At 73.1% G+C, this 13920-nt stretch carries 11 protein-coding genes; 7 read left to right on the top strand and 4 right to left on the bottom strand.

Going from position 1 to position 13920, the window contains the following annotated elements:
• Window positions 1-158 precede the first annotated feature (158 nt).
• Complete coding sequence (locus OG295_RS21055; protein ID WP_003983763.1) at window positions 159-422, bottom strand: WhiB family transcriptional regulator; 264 nt, start codon at window positions 420-422, stop codon at window positions 159-161.
• A 642-nt stretch (window positions 423-1064) separates the two neighbouring features.
• On the opposite strand from OG295_RS21055, the gene OG295_RS21050 reads away from it, so the two are divergent.
• From OG295_RS21050 to OG295_RS21040, 3 genes are all read left to right on the top strand, one after another.
• A complete protein-coding gene (locus OG295_RS21050) occupies window positions 1065-1613 on the top strand; it encodes a cysteine dioxygenase (RefSeq protein ID WP_371678272.1) in 549 nt (182 codons plus the stop codon).
• A 66-nt stretch (window positions 1614-1679) separates the two neighbouring features.
• A complete protein-coding gene (gene cofD, locus OG295_RS21045) occupies window positions 1680-2639 on the top strand; it encodes a 2-phospho-L-lactate transferase (RefSeq protein WP_371678270.1) in 960 nt (319 codons plus the stop codon).
• Window positions 2636-3937, top strand: coding sequence for a coenzyme F420-0:L-glutamate ligase (locus OG295_RS21040; RefSeq protein ID WP_371678268.1), 1302 nt, complete (start codon window positions 2636-2638; stop codon window positions 3935-3937). Before cofD ends, OG295_RS21040 begins: the two co-directional genes overlap by 4 nt.
• Here OG295_RS21040 and OG295_RS21035 read toward each other — a convergent pair.
• Both OG295_RS21035 and OG295_RS21030 read right to left on the bottom strand, forming a co-directional pair.
• Window positions 3934-4938: a DNA-3-methyladenine glycosylase gene (locus OG295_RS21035; RefSeq protein ID WP_371678267.1), complete on the bottom strand. Its 1005-nt coding sequence runs from the start codon at window positions 4936-4938 to the stop codon at window positions 3934-3936. The two genes, OG295_RS21040 and OG295_RS21035, sit on opposite strands and share 4 nt — an antisense overlap.
• A 115-nt stretch (window positions 4939-5053) precedes the next feature.
• Complete coding sequence (locus OG295_RS21030; protein WP_371678266.1) at window positions 5054-6466, bottom strand: peptidoglycan recognition protein; 1413 nt, start codon at window positions 6464-6466, stop codon at window positions 5054-5056.
• A 140-nt stretch (window positions 6467-6606) separates the two neighbouring features.
• On the opposite strand from OG295_RS21030, the gene OG295_RS21025 reads away from it, so the two are divergent.
• The 4 genes from OG295_RS21025 (at window position 6607) to OG295_RS21010 (ending at window position 12517) form a co-directional block, all read left to right on the top strand.
• A complete protein-coding gene (locus OG295_RS21025) occupies window positions 6607-7356 on the top strand; it encodes a TIGR03089 family protein (RefSeq protein ID WP_371678265.1) in 750 nt (249 codons plus the stop codon).
• 145 nt (window positions 7357-7501) lie between these two features.
• Complete coding sequence (locus tag OG295_RS21020; protein ID WP_371678264.1) at window positions 7502-8761, top strand: LCP family protein; 1260 nt, start codon at window positions 7502-7504, stop codon at window positions 8759-8761.
• A 222-nt stretch (window positions 8762-8983) separates the two neighbouring features.
• The gene (locus OG295_RS21015) at window positions 8984-10717 is read left to right on the top strand and encodes an LCP family protein (protein WP_371678263.1); all 1734 of its coding nucleotides are present in this window, start codon (window positions 8984-8986) and stop codon (window positions 10715-10717) included.
• Window positions 10718-10822: 105 nt separating this feature from the next.
• A complete protein-coding gene (locus OG295_RS21010; RefSeq protein WP_371678262.1) occupies window positions 10823-12517 on the top strand; it encodes an LCP family protein in 1695 nt (564 codons plus the stop codon).
• 93 nt (window positions 12518-12610) lie between these two features.
• Here the strand turns inward: OG295_RS21010 and OG295_RS21005 are convergent, their stop codons facing one another.
• A complete protein-coding gene (locus tag OG295_RS21005; RefSeq protein WP_371678261.1) occupies window positions 12611-13636 on the bottom strand; it encodes a glycosyltransferase family 2 protein in 1026 nt (341 codons plus the stop codon).
• Window positions 13637-13920: the final 284 nt, after the last annotated feature.

Genomic DNA, 13920 nt, shown 5'->3' with positions numbered 1-13920 from the left:
GCGGGAGGCGGACCGTTTGCTCTGTGGACCGGTGGTGCGCGTCGTGCGGTGCGGTGTGGTGCGCGGTGGGCCTGGCGCCGTGGGGGCCGGGCCCTCGGGTATGGGGTGGGCGGCGGGACGGGTGTCCCGGCGGGGGCGGTGCGGCCGGTGCGGCCGGATCAGACCGCCGCCTTCTTCAGCCTGCGGCGCTCGCGCTCGGAGAGGCCGCCCCAGATGCCGAATCGCTCGTCGTTGGCGAGGGCGTACTCCAGGCATTCGGACCGGACTTCACAGGCCAGGCAGACCTTCTTGGCCTCGCGGGTGGAGCCGCCCTTCTCGGGAAAGAAGGACTCGGGGTCGGTCTGGGCGCACAGCGCGCGCTCCTGCCATCCGAGCTCCTCGTCCGCCTCCTCGACCAGCAGTTCCTGAAACAGCTCGGTCATGTGCGCCCCTCGCTCTTCTGTGCGTCCCCGTGGTGTTGCCGTTACTGATCGCCAGGTAACGACACGAGTGAAATTACAAGTGCGTGGCTCCGGCGCAGTCAAGCCGAGATCTGCTATTGGGCGCCTTATTCACTCTGCGGAACCAAGCCTATGCAGAAAGTGTTCATATCGCCAAAAATCGTGACACATGGCTCAGGTGTCGCGCGGGCGCCACCCTCTCTCGTTGCCGACGATTCGCTCCGGAGCGGGGTTGCGATTCGGCCGAAGATGCGGCGCGGATCACATTCCGGTTACGAGTGCGGGCTGCGGGTTTGAAGACGGCTCGGGCGGGACTGAACGGCACATCCCCTGGACCCGACTGCACAAACCTTTCTCCGCGCACGGTAACCGGATGAGGTGAAACTTTTCCCTCAAACCGGACATCGGGTTGACAGTCCGCCCCTTTCCCCGTTCTCCTTGTACGCATGTCAGCGCCCGCAGCCGCCACCCGGACCCCCATTCGTGGGTTCCTGTGCGCTGCCCAGGTTCGCTGTTGCTGTTGCAGCTGTTGATGCCTCCGGAGCCCCGGCTCCGTCCGAGCACCGGCTACTCCCCCACAGCAACCGCCCCGCACGACTGACATCCGTCGAGGACACCCCCACGATGAACAGCGCCCCCGCCGCCACCGCTCCCACCGCCGCCCCCTCCGCCACGGCCTCCGTGATCGAGAGCGACCTCCAGATCGCCGGCGACATCCTCTCCGTCCAGCACCTCCTGCAGCCCGCCCGCGAACACCCGGCCACCGTCGCCGAGTTCGCGGGCCTCGCCCGGTCCATCGCGCAGGACCGCGGGAGCTGGGAGCACCTGGTCCGCTACGACGCCACCACCCGCTGGTACCACCGCCTGCGCACCGGCCCCGGCTACGAGGTCTGGCTGCTCAGCTGGGTCCCCGGCCAGGGCAGCGGCCGCCACGGCCACGGCGGCTCCTCCGGCGTGCTGACGGTCCTGGACGGCGAGCTCACCGAGCACAGCGCCCGCGGCCCGCTCACCCTCGGCCCCGGCTCCCAGCGCGTCTTCGCCCCCGGCTACTCCCACGAGGTCGTCAACGACACCCTCGACGGAGCCGTCAGCCTGCACGTGTACTTCCCCGGCCTGACCGAGATGCCCATGCACAGCTGCTCCCCGGCCCGCGGGGAACACGTACCGGCCTGACGCCCCCGCCCGTCACCCGCCGCCACCCCCCGTCGGGGGACGGCCCGCGGCTGACAGACTGTCCGCATGCGCATTGTTGTTCTGGCCGGCGGCATCGGCGGCGCCCGTTTCCTGCGCGGACTCCTGTCCGCGGTCCCCGACGCGGACATCACGGTCATCGGCAACACCGGTGACGACATCCACCTGTTCGGGCTGAAGGTCTGCCCCGACCTGGACACCGTGATGTACACCCTCGGCGGTGGCATCAACGAGGACCAGGGCTGGGGCCGCACCGACGAGTCCTTCACCGTCAAGGAGGAACTCGCGGCGTACGGGGTCGGACCCACCTGGTTCGGCCTCGGCGACCGCGACTTCGCCACCCACATCGTCCGAACGCAGATGCTCGGCGCCGGCTACCCGCTCAGCGCCGTCACCGAAGCCCTCTGCGACCGCTGGCAGCCCGGCGTACGGCTGCTGCCCATGTCCGACGACCGCGTCGAGACCCACGTCGCCATCACCGACCCGGAGTCCGGCGAGCGGCGGGTCGTCCACTTCCAGGAGTACTGGGTCCGGATGCGCGCCGCGGTGGACGCCGAGGCCGTCGTGCCCGTCGGCGCCGAGCAGGCCAAGCCCGCACCGGGCGTGCTGGAGGCCATCGCCGCCGCCGACGTGATCATCTTCCCGCCGTCGAACCCCGTCGTGTCGGTCGGCACCATCCTCGCCGTGCCCGGCATCCGGGAGGCCGTCGCGGCCGCCGACGCCCCCGTCGTCGGCCTCTCCCCCATCGTCGGCGGCGCCCCCGTGCGCGGCATGGCCGACAAGGTGCTGGCCGCCGTCGGCGTCGAGGCGACCGCGGCCGCCGTCGCCCTGCACTACGGGACCGGGCTGCTCGACGGCTGGCTCGTGGACACCGCCGACGCGGACGCGGTCGCCGAGGTCGAGGCCGCCGGCATCTCCTGCCGGGCCGTACCGCTGATGATGACCGACACGCAGGCCACCGCCGCGATGGCGCGGGCCGCCCTGGAGCTCGCCGAGGCGTCCCGGTGACCGTGCCCGCCCCCTCCTACGAGGTGCGGGCCCTGGCCGGGATCCCCGAGGTCCGGCCCGGCGACGACCTGGCGGCCCTGATCGCCGGGACCTCGCCCGGCCTGCGCGACGGGGACGTCCTGCTGGTCACCTCGAAGATCGTCTCCAAGGCGGAGGGCCGGATCGTCACGGCGGCCTCCCGCGAGGAGGCCATAGACGCCGAGACCGTACGGGTCGTCGCGCGCCGGGGCACGCTGCGGATCGTGGAGGACCGGCGGGGCCTGGTGATGGCCGCCGCCGGCGTCGACGCCTCCAACACGGAGCCCGGCACCGTCCTCCTGCTGCCCGAGGACCCGGACGCCTCGGCGGCCCGGATCCGGGCCGGGCTGCGCGAGCTGCTCTCCGTGGACGTCGGCGTGATCGTCACCGACACGTTCGGGCGGCCCTGGCGCAACGGGCTGACGGACGTCGCCATCGGCGCGGCCGGGGTACGGGTCCTGGACGACCTGCGCGGCGGCACCGACGCGCACGGCAACCCGCTGAGCGCGACGGTCGTGGCCACCGCGGACGAACTGGCCGCCGCCGGCGACCTGGTCAAGGGCAAGGCGGCGGGGCTGCCCGTGGCCGTCGTCCGCGGACTGGGACACGTCCTCGGCGACGGGTCCTCGGCACGGGACCTGGTGCGCCCGCCGGCCGACGACATGTTCCGGCTGGGCACCTCGGAGGCCGTACGGGAAGCCGTCACGCAGCGGCGCACCGTACGGGACTTCACCGACGAACCGGTGGACCCGGGCGCGGTACGGCGGGCCGTCGCCGCGGCCGTCACGGCCCCGGCACCGCACCACACGACGCCGTGGCGCTTCGTCCTGCTGGAATCGGCGGCCGCGCGCGGGGAACTGCTGGACGCGATGCGGGACGCGTGGATCGCCGACCTGCGCGCCGACGGCAAGTCCGAGGAGTCCGTCGCCAAGCGGGTGCGGCGCGGGGACGTGCTGCGCCGGGCCCCGTACCTGGTGGTGCCCTGCCTCGTGACGGACGGCGCGCACGACTACGGGCACGCGCGGCGGGACGCGGCCGAACGGGAGATGTTCGTCGTCGCGATGGGCGCCGGCGTGCAGAACTTCCTGGTGGCGCTGGCCGGTGAGCGGCTGGGCTCGGCGTGGGTGTCCTCGACGATGTTCTGCCGGGACGTGGTGCGCAAGGTGCTCGCGCTGCCGCAGGACTGGGACCCGATGGGCGCGGTGGCGGTCGGCCACCCGGCCGCGGCCCCGGCGCCCCGCGGGGAGCGGACCGCGGACGCGTTCGTCGAGGTCCGCTAGAGGCGGCCGATGTCGCCGCGCGGCATCCGGGGCGTGCGGCGGGGCGGGGTCCGGCCCGCGAGGAGGATGAGCCGGGCGGCGCGGTGGCGCTGGCCCTCGTACGGGGCGAGCAGCTCCAGCATCCGGTCGTCGTCGGCGTCCCGGTCGCCCGTGAGGGCGTAGCCGACGATGCCGGGCAGGTGGAGGTCGCCCGTGGTGAGCGCGTCGGCGGCGCCGTTGCTGCGCTGCAGGGTCTCGGCGGAGGTCCACGGGCCGATGCCGGGCACGGCCTCCAGCCGGGCGGCCGCCCTCGGCAGGTCCATCGCGGCGGCCTCCTCCAGCCGGTCCGCCACCCGGGCGGCGCGCACGATGGTCGCCGAACGCTTCGCGTCCACCCCCGCCCTGTGCCAGTCCCAGGACGGGATCAGCGCCCAGGTGCGGGCGTCGGGCATCACGTACAGCTCCTGCGGCCCGGGGGCGGGCTCCCCGTACTGGCGGACCAGGCGGCGCCAGGACCGGTAGGCCTCGTCGCTGGTCACCTTCTGCTCCAGCACCACCGGGACCAGCGACTCCAGCACCAGTCCGGTACGGGTCAGGCGCAGCCCGGGGCGGCGGCGGTGGCTGGCGTGCACCAGGCGGTGCCGGGGGACGAAGGCGGCGGGATCGTCCTCGGCGCCGAGCAGCCGGGGCAGCTCCGCGAGCGCCCACTCGGCGCCGGGGCCCCAGGCCTCCGCCTCGACCTCCTCGCCGGCGCCGACCCGGGCGACCCGGAGCGTGGCCGGGCCCTGCGGGGTGCGGGTGGCCCGCCAGACGGAGCCGTCGGGGGTGACGCGGAAGGTGGGGTCGGCGGGGCCTCGGCGCAGCGGGCCGAGGATGAGCCCCAGGTCGACGGGCCCGCCGGGGCTCCAGCGGCGGCGCTGCGCGGCGGCGGAGGGCTTCGGCCCGGCCCCGGAGCCGGGGGGTACGTGGGTACGGCCGCCACGGACGACGGTGCGGGTGAGGGGGTCGAAACGGCCGGCCATGCCTTGAGCGTAGCCCGCCGGGGGTCCGGCCCCGCCGCCGCTGCGCGGACCGCCTCCCCGGGGCTCCGCCCCGCACCCCGCCGCCCCGCACCCCGCCGCCCGGCCAGGGCAGGGGTCAGCGGCCCTGGAGTCTCGCCGATGTCGTGCGGGTCGGGGGCAGCTGTTTGTACAGCTGCCTGCCGGGGCATTCCGTGGCGAAGCCGTCGCGGTGGCCCGAGATCACGTTCATCTTCACGCTGCTCCCCTTCGGGAACCGGTTCCCGCCGCCCGACCTCAGGGTGGTCTTCGCCCTCGGGTCCGCGCCGAACAGCCCGAGCTTCCAGGCCGTGAGCCGGGCCACCGCGTCGACGGCCGCCTTCGGCGGGGCGGCGCCGCCGAAGGAGCCGATCACGGCGATGCCCATGCTGTCCGCGTTGAACCCCATGGTGTGCGCGCCGAGCACCGGCTTGGCGACCCCGCCCGCCCGGCCCTCGTAGACCGTCCCGCAGCGGTCGACGGCGAAGTTGTAGCCGATGTCCCGCCAGCCCTCGCTGACCACGTGGTAGCGGTAGAGGCTGCGCAGCACCGCCGGAGCGTCCTTGCAGGCGTAGTTGTTGCCGGAGGCGGTGTGGTGGACGAAGGCCGCCTTGACGGTGTTCGTGTAGACGAAGCCCGTCTCGCGCAGGCTCTCGTCGGCGCCCCAGCCGCGCCGGGTGACGATCCGCGGGCGCGGGCCGATGTACGGGCGGGCGGCCGCGCCGAGGGATCCGTCGGCGGCGAGGACGGCGTCGGCGGTGGAGTCGGCCTTGTTCAGCGCGCCGATCTCCAGCGCGCCGAGCGTGGCGTGCGGGACGTTCGCGGCGGAGGACTCGGCCCCCTCCATGGTCATCTCGGGCAGGAGCGCCGCGTCGCCCTTGTCGTCGCCGGCCGGGGACGACGGGCGGCCGGCGTTCTTGCCGTCGAGCACGGCGACGGGCTCCGCCGCTCCCGGGTCGACGAGTTCGATGCGCAGGCCCGAGGGGAGCCGGGACTCGGCCCGCGTGTCGCCGCCGGTCTCGGCGTGGACCCGGACCTCGATCCCGTCGGAGGCGCCGACCCACAGCGGAGCGGTGCTGCCGCGGACGCGGCGCGAGCCGCGCTCCACCGCGTCGGGGTCGGCGCCGTGTTCGCCGTTGTGGGTCTCGACGTCCTGCCAGCCGGACCAGGCGCCCGTGCCCGCCGCGCGGGTGCGGACCTGGACCCGGCCGACGAGCCGGGTGGCGGCGTCGTCCCATACGACGCCGACCAGCGAGAAGGTCTTCACGTCCCGGGCGGCGAGCCCGCGCGTCTCGGGGCGGCCGGGCGAGGCGCTCATGCCCGGTACGCCGGGGATCCGGCCGTCGGAGGGGCCGAGGGGGGCGAGCGGCAGGGACTGGGTGGACCCCGCGGGGGTCACGGGGGCCGCCGCGCCCTCGGACGCGGCGGCCAGGGCCGGAGTGCAGAGCGCGAGCGGCAGGGCCAGTGCGGCCGCGGTCGCGACACCGATCGAGGAAGCAAGGAATCCACGCATGGAAGCGATGCTGGGCACAGCCCTCACGAAGCGCCATCGGAGAACTGACGATCCGTCCGACACCGCCGGGGCCGCGCCTCCCCTGGACGGCGCAGCCGCTGCCCTCCGTACGAGGGAAGGGCCCGCGTAGGCTGGGGCGGGTGAACGCCACTGACCGCACCCCTGCCGACCTGCTGCGATCCGCGCTCGCCGCCGATCCGGGCCGCCCCCTCGTCACCTTCTACGACGACGCCACGGGCGAGCGCGTCGAATTGTCCGTCGCCACCTTCGCCAATTGGGTGGCCAAGACCGCCAATCTGCTCCAGGGCGACCTGGCCGCCGAGCCGGGCGACCGGCTCGCCCTGCTGCTCCCCGCGCACTGGCAGAGCGCCGTGTGGCTGCTCGCCTGCGCCTCGGTCGGCGTGGTCGCCGAGGTCGGCGGCGACCCGGCCGGCGCGGACCTGGTGGTGAGCGGGCCCGACACCCTGGAGGAGGCCCGCGGCTGTTCCGGGGAGCGGGTCGCGCTCGCGCTGCGTCCCCTGGGCGGGCGGTTCCCGCAGCCGCCGGCCGGGTTCGCGGACTACGCGGTGGAGGTGCCGGGGCAGGGCGACCGCTTCGCCCCGTTCGCGCCGGTCGACGCCGACGCCCCGGGGCTGGTGGTGGGCGGCGAGGAGCTCTCGTACGCGGCCGTGGTCGAGCGGGCCCGGGCGGACGCGGCGGCACGCGGCTTCGGCGAGGGCGCCCGGGTGCTGTCGGGGCTGGGCTACGACAGCTGGGAGGGACTCTCCTCGGGGCTGTACGGGGCGCTGGCCACCGGCGGCTCGGTGGTGCTGTGCCGCCACCTGGACCGGCTGTCGCCGCAGGCGCTGGAGCAGCGGACCGAGAGCGAGCGCGTCACTCACACCGTCTGACGGCGACTTCGCGCGATCTGTCACCCGCATGGCCCTGTACAGGGCGGTGCCCCCGGGCCGTCCGCGCCCCCCGGGGGCAGGATCGGCTCCAGGCCGTACTCACCCGTACGGCTGGCAGCCGGTTCGGCGAGGGGACGGAACGCGAGTGAGGGACAGCGCGGGCATACCGGGCGGCACCGGGGCGGCCGGAGGCGGGCCGAGGCCCCCGGCCGACCGTCGGCGTCGCCGGCTGCTGCGCTGGATCGGGCTCGGGGCCGTCCTGCTGGTCCTGGCGGGCGCGGCCACCGGCTGGTGGCTGTACGCCAAGCTCGACGGGAACATCACCGCGGACACCTCCGCCGAGGCGGAACTGCGCCGCTACGAGCGCGAGCGCCCGGGGCACTCCACCGAGGGCGCCCGGAACATCCTGCTGATCGGCTCGGACTCGCGGTCCGGCCGGGAGAACGCGGGCTACGGGCAGGACGGCGGCACGCAGCGTTCCGACACGACGATCCTGCTGCACCTGTCGGCGGACGGCGCGAGCGTGACGGCCGTCTCGATACCCCGGGACCTGATGACGGACGTCCCGAGCTGCCGGGCCGCCGACGGGACCCGTACCGCCGAGCGCTTCGCCCAGTTCAACTGGGCCTTCCAGTGGGGCGGGGCCGCCTGCACGATCCGTACGGTCGAGCGGCTCACGGGCGTCCGGATCGACCACCACATGGTGCTGGACTTCGGCGGTTTCAAGCAGATGGTCGACGCCGTGGGCGGGGTGGAGGTGTGCCTGCGGCAGCCGGTGAACGACGCCGAGGCGCACCTGCGGCTCCCGGCGGGCCGCCACCTCCTCCAGGGGGAACAGGCGCTGGGTTTCGTCCGGGCCCGGTACGGCCTGGGCAACGGCAGCGACACCGAACGGATGGAGCGCCAGCAGCAGTTCCTCGGCTCGCTCGTCAAGAAGGTGCAGAGCAACGGCGTCCTGCTGAACCCGGCGCGGCTCTACCCGCTGCTGGACGCGGCCACCTCCGCGCTGACCACCGACCCGGGGCTGGCCTCGCTGCGCGGGCTGTACGAACTCGTACGGAGCGTGAGGGACATACCGTCCGACCAGATCGGGTTCCTGACGGTGCCGCGGCGGCCCTACCCCGCGAACCCCAACCGGGACGAACTGCTGGAGCCCGAAGCGGGGCGGCTGTTCCAGTGGCTGCGGCTTGACCGGCCCGTGACGGTCACCCCGCCCGTGCCCACCTCGACGGCCGCGCCGACGGCCGCCTCCGCACCCGCGTCCGCGGCCGCCGCGGAGCCCGCCCCGCTCTCCCCCGCCGAGGTGTTCCGCGACTCTGTGCGAGCGAAAAGCGGAACCACGTCCGCCCCCCTTCCGGACCCGACTTTCACAGGAACCACGGCGGACACGGCCGACTGCCGGTAAAGCAATCCAAAAGCCGGTGGTCCAACCGCACTGGATGGGCGTTTTGGGCAGTTATCGGGGGAGTGGATTTTGTCACCAGCATGGTTTGCAGCTGACCTGGGCGGATAGGGTGAGCGATCCGGTGCACCGGAAGCGAAGACACCGTGCACCAGCAGCCGGATCGTTGACCGCGCGCCTGGGGGGAGGCGCGTCGCGAGGCACCGACGGAGGATTCGAGCAACCGTGGATGCGCAAAGCCGTGGGCGGGCGGACGAAATCGACCCCGCAGACCAGTGGGTCCTCAATCCCCGCACTGGCAACTACGAACTGCGACTGGGCAATTCCCCTGCGCAGCAGCACTCCGTCACCACCCCCCGCAGGACCCGCAGACGCCCCACGGCTCCCGCCGCGCCGGCGGCCCCCTCCCCCGCGGTCCCCAAACCCCGGCGCGGCGAAGGCCCGCCCGGCGGCAGGCGCGGCGGCAAGCCCCGCGGGCCCGGTGGCGGCGGAGCGGCCAAACGGCGGCGCAGGGCGCTGGCCGTCACCGGCGGGACGCTGGCGTTCCTGCTGGTCGGCGGCGGGCTGGCGTCGTACCTGTACTACCAGCACCTCAACGGCAACCTGAAGGTCATCGACACCAACGGTGCGGGCGGCAGCTTCAAGAAGGACCAGCCGATCAACATCCTGGTGATCGGCACCGACAAGCGCAGCGGCGCGGGCAACGAGGGCTACGGGGACGCCGAGAGCGTCGGCCACGCCGACACCACGATCCTCTTCCACGTGTCGAAGGACCGCAGCAACGCGACCGCCCTGTCGATCCCGCGCGACCTGATCACCGACATCCCGGTCTGCCCGACGAAGCAGTCGAACGGCTCGGTGAAGCAGATCCCCGCCACCAAGGGCAGCCGCTTCAACAACAGCCTGGGCCAGGAGGGCCGCGACCCGGGCTGCACGATGCGCACGGTCAAGCAGCTCACGGGGATCGGCGTCGACAACTTCATGATGGTCGACTTCAACGCGGTCAAGAACCTGAGCACGGCGGTCGGCGGTGTGCCCGTGTGCCTGGCCAAGGACGTCAACGACCGTGATTCCAAGCTGAACCTGAAGGCCGGCGAGCACCGGCTGCAGGGCGAACAGGCGCTGGCCTTCGTACGAACCCGGCACTCCTTCGGCAACGAGAGCGATCTCGACCGGATCAAGACCCAGCAGCAGTTCCTCAGTTCGATGATGCGCGAGATGAAGTCCAAGGAGACGCTGACCAGTCCGAAGAAGTTCTTCTCGCTCGCGGAGGCGGCCACCAAGTCGCTGACCGTGGACCAGGGGCTGGGGTCCATCGGCAAGCTCACCGACCTCGCCGGTGAACTGAAGGACATGAACCTGAAGAACGTCACCTTCACGACGCTGCCGGTGGTCGACAACCCGAACGAGCCGTCGAACCGGAAGGCGACCGTCGTCGTCAACTCCTCACAGGCCGACCCCCTCCTCCAGATGATCCGCGAGGACGTCTCCCTCACCGAGGTGGAGAAGAAGGAGCACGCCGCGAAGGAGGCCGCCGACGCCAAGCAGGACGCGCTGCTCCAGGGGAACCGGGCGCCGGCCGGGGACGTCCGGGTGGACGTGTACAACGGCGGCGGCCCCCCGGGATCGGCCTCCACCACCCTGACCTGGCTGCAGAACGCGAAGGGCGTCTACAAGGCGAGCAACCACGGCAACGCCGCGGAGCGGCTCGCGGCCACGCAGCTGGAGTACGCCCCCAACCAGGCCGACCAGGCACGGGCGCTGGCGGACATGATGGGGCTGTCCGCCGCGGCCATGAAGGTCGGCACGGTGGACGCGGGGCCGAAGACCCCGATGAAGCTGACCCTCGGCTCCGACTTCAAGGAGCCGGGTACGCCGCTCGGTGCGCCGGCCGCCCCGCAGCAGGCCCCCGAGGGGCTGCAGCGGGTCGAGGCGGACAAGGCGGTCTGCGCCAAGTGACGGGAGCGCGGTTACGCCGCCGCCACCCACCCACCGCCGCACGACCGGGCGGTAGCCGGTAGGCCCGGCACAACACCGACATCAGTGATCTTGAGGGGGGTACGCGTGAGGCACAGCAGCGTGCGGGGGGAGGGGGCGCCCGACCAGGCCACCGGCGGCATATCCGGCGGGGGGACGGGCGCTTCTGGCGCGGTGCCTCCACCGCGGTCGGGCCAGGGCGGCGGTGGGGCACCCGTGCGGCGCAAGCGCCGGCGGGTGCTGTTCTGGGTGGCGTCCGTGCTGGCGTTCCTGATCCTGGGGACGTCGGCGGCCGGGTACCTCTACTACCGTCATCTCGACGGCAACATCCGCAGCGGGCAGCGCCTCAGCGGTGAGAGCGGCGTGGAGAAGACCCACGCCAACGCCAAGGGCCAGCGCCCGCTGAACATCCTGCTGATCGGCTCCGACAGCCGCAACAAGCCGGAGAACGTGGAACTCGGCGGCAGCAGCGACACCGTGGGGAACCCCCCGCTCGCGGACGTGCAGATGCTGCTGCACGTGTCGGCGGACCGGGAGAACGCCTCGGTCGTGAGCATCCCGCGCGACACCCGGGTCGACATACCCGAGTGCACGGATCCCAAGACCGGCGAGAAGTTCAAGAAGACCAACGCGATGATCAACGAGTCGCTCGGCCGCGGCGGCCCCGGCTGCACGCTGGCCACCTGGGAGAAGCTGACCAACGTCTACATCGACCACTGGATGATGATCGACTTCTCCGGTGTCGTGAAGATGGCCGACGCCGTCGGCGGCGTCCCGGTCTGCGTCAAGGACAACGTCTGGGACCGGCCGCTGCCCACCTCCGGCGGCGGCTCCGGCCTCAAGCTCCAGAAGGGCACGACCCGGGTCAAGGGCGAGCAGGCGCTCCAGTGGCTGCGCACCCGGCACGCGTTCAGCAGCGACCTGGGCCGGGCGCAGGCCCAGCACATGTACATGAACTCGATGATGCGCGAGCTCAAGGGCCAGAACGCCTTCACCGACGTCGGCCGGATCACGGACCTGGCGGAGGCCGGCACCAAGGCGCTGGAGGTCTCCGAGGAGATCGGCTCGGTCAAGAAGCTCTACAACCTGGCCATGCAGCTCAAGGACGTCCCCACCAACCGCATCACGATGACGACGATGCCGACCTTCCAGGACCCGCGGGACGTGGACCGGCTCATCGTGAACCCGGCGGACGCCGACAAGCTGTGGACGATGCTCCGCAAGGACGTCGCGTTCGACAAGAACGGCGAGCCGCAGACCCCGCAGAGCCCCTCGGCCTCCCAGCCCGCGCCGGGCGCCTCGCAGCCGGCCCCCGGAGGCTCGCAGGAGCCGGCCCAGCCCACCCAGGGGGCCTCGAAGGCCCCGGTCACCACCCCGGACAAGATCCCCGTCAACGTGGTCAACGGCACCGCGGCCGGCCAGCCGCTGGCGCCCCACCGGGCGAACGCGATCGCGGAGGTCCTGGTCTCCAAGGGCTTCACCGGAGCCCGGGCGGACAGCGCGCTGACCCCGGAGAAGACCACCGTGGTGCGCTACCCGACGCCCGAACTGGCGGACGAGGCGCAGAGCGTGGCGGCGTCCCTGGGCATCCCGGGCACGGCGGTGCAGCAGTCGGACGAGGTCTCGAAGATCACGCTGGTCGTGGGCGCGGACTGGCGCGAGGGCAACGGCTTCCCGCAGCAGACCCCGCCGCCGGCCGGTGCGATCCCGGACACGGCCGACGCGATCAACGGCTCCGACACCGGTGCCTGCATGGACGTCTACAAGCCGTACCGCTGGTGACGCGGCGCCGCTGAGCCGGCTCCGCGCAACGCCGAAGGGGTGACCCGGTCCGTACGGACCGGGTCACCCCTTTCGCGTCGGTGCCCCGGCCCCTCAGGCCTCGGCCGGGTCGCGGCGCACCGACGGGCGGCGGCTGGCGATGACCTTGCGGGCGAGCGAGCGCGGACTGGTGAGGAAGCCGTAGCCCCAGCACATGTGCATCGTGGCGAGGGCCACGGGGATCTGCGCCCTGGCCTTCAGCGGCAGCCCCTTGCCCGCCGGGACGGAGCCGGCGGTGATCGCGGCGAGGTAGCCGGCCGGGACGGCGAACGCCCACGGGCTGACGGCGACACCCGCGACCACCCCGGCCGCGATCGCGCAGACGGCGGTCGGCGGGGCCAGGTAGCGCAGGTTGATGGAGCCGGCGTGGTAGCGGGCCACCACGTGCCGCCAGCGGCCGTAGTCCTTGTACTGCTTGGCGAGGGCCCGCACCGAGGGCCGTGGGCGGTACTGGACCTTCAGTTCGGGCGAGAACCAGATGAGACCGCCGGCCTCGCGGATGCGGAAGTTCAGCTCCCAGTCCTGGGCGCGGATGAACTCCTCGTTGTACCCGCCCTGCTGTTCGAGGGCCTCGCGGCGGAAGACGCCGAGGTAGACGGTCTCGGCCGGGCCGGCCTGTCCACCGGTGTGGAAGGCCGCGTTACCGACGCCGATCTTCGAGGTCATCGCGGCGGCGACGGCGTCCTCCCAGGCGTTCTCGCCCTCGGCGTGCATGATGCCGCCGACGTTCTGCGCCCCGGTCTCCTCCAGGAGGCGGACGGCGGTGGCGATGTAGTTCGGGGAGAGCATGCCGTGGCCGTCGACGCGCACCACGATCGGGTGGCGCGAGGCCTTGATCGCGGCGTTGAGGGCTGCGGGGGTGCGGCCGGTGGGGTTCGGGACGGTGTGGACGCGCGGGTCGTCCCGGACGAGTTCGGCGGCGATCTCGTCGGTGCGGTCCGTGGACGGCCCGAGCGCGATCACCACCTCTATCTCGCCTGCGTACTCCTGTCCGAGGATGTGCCGGACGGAGTCACGCAGGTGACGCTCCTCGTCGAGCACCGGCATGATCACCGAAACTGCGGGCTGCTGGGCGGGCATGTGGTCCTTCACGGTCGGGTATCGGTGTCACGTTACCGCGTACGGGGGAAACGGGTGCGCGGCGGACGAGCGGTACGGACAGAGGCTGATCGTATGGGCCTACTGTTCAGACGAATCAGATGAATATGAATAATCCGCCCGCACTGCCCCCGCGGAGGTGTCCCCCGTGCCCCAACCGCACCGTCCCACCCGACGCGCCCCCGGCTCCCAGCCACCCCGGCCACGGTCCGCGCGCGGCGGCGGAGGCGGTCGCCGGACCGGGCACCGGGAGCCCCGGCCACGCT

Origin of the sequence: Streptomyces sp. NBC_01276 (assembly GCF_041435355.1) — a bacterium.
Classification (GTDB): Bacteria; Actinomycetota; Actinomycetes; order Streptomycetales; family Streptomycetaceae; genus Streptomyces.
This window is presented reverse-complemented; position numbering and strand designations above follow the sequence as displayed.

Coding starts and splice junctions, on each gene's coding strand:
- OG295_RS21055 (WP_003983763.1), bottom strand. CDS start 422: ATGACCGAGCTGTTTCAGGAACTGCTGGTCGAGGAGGCGGACGAGGAG.
- OG295_RS21030 (WP_371678266.1), bottom strand. CDS start 6,466: ATGCGTGGATTCCTTGCTTCCTCGATCGGTGTCGCGACCGCGGCCGCA.
- OG295_RS21050 (WP_371678272.1), top strand. CDS start 1,065: ATGAACAGCGCCCCCGCCGCCACCGCTCCCACCGCCGCCCCCTCCGCC.
- OG295_RS21005 (WP_371678261.1), bottom strand. CDS start 13,636: ATGCCCGCCCAGCAGCCCGCAGTTTCGGTGATCATGCCGGTGCTCGAC.
- cofD (WP_371678270.1), top strand. CDS start 1,680: ATGCGCATTGTTGTTCTGGCCGGCGGCATCGGCGGCGCCCGTTTCCTG.
- OG295_RS21035 (WP_371678267.1), bottom strand. CDS start 4,938: ATGGCCGGCCGTTTCGACCCCCTCACCCGCACCGTCGTCCGTGGCGGC.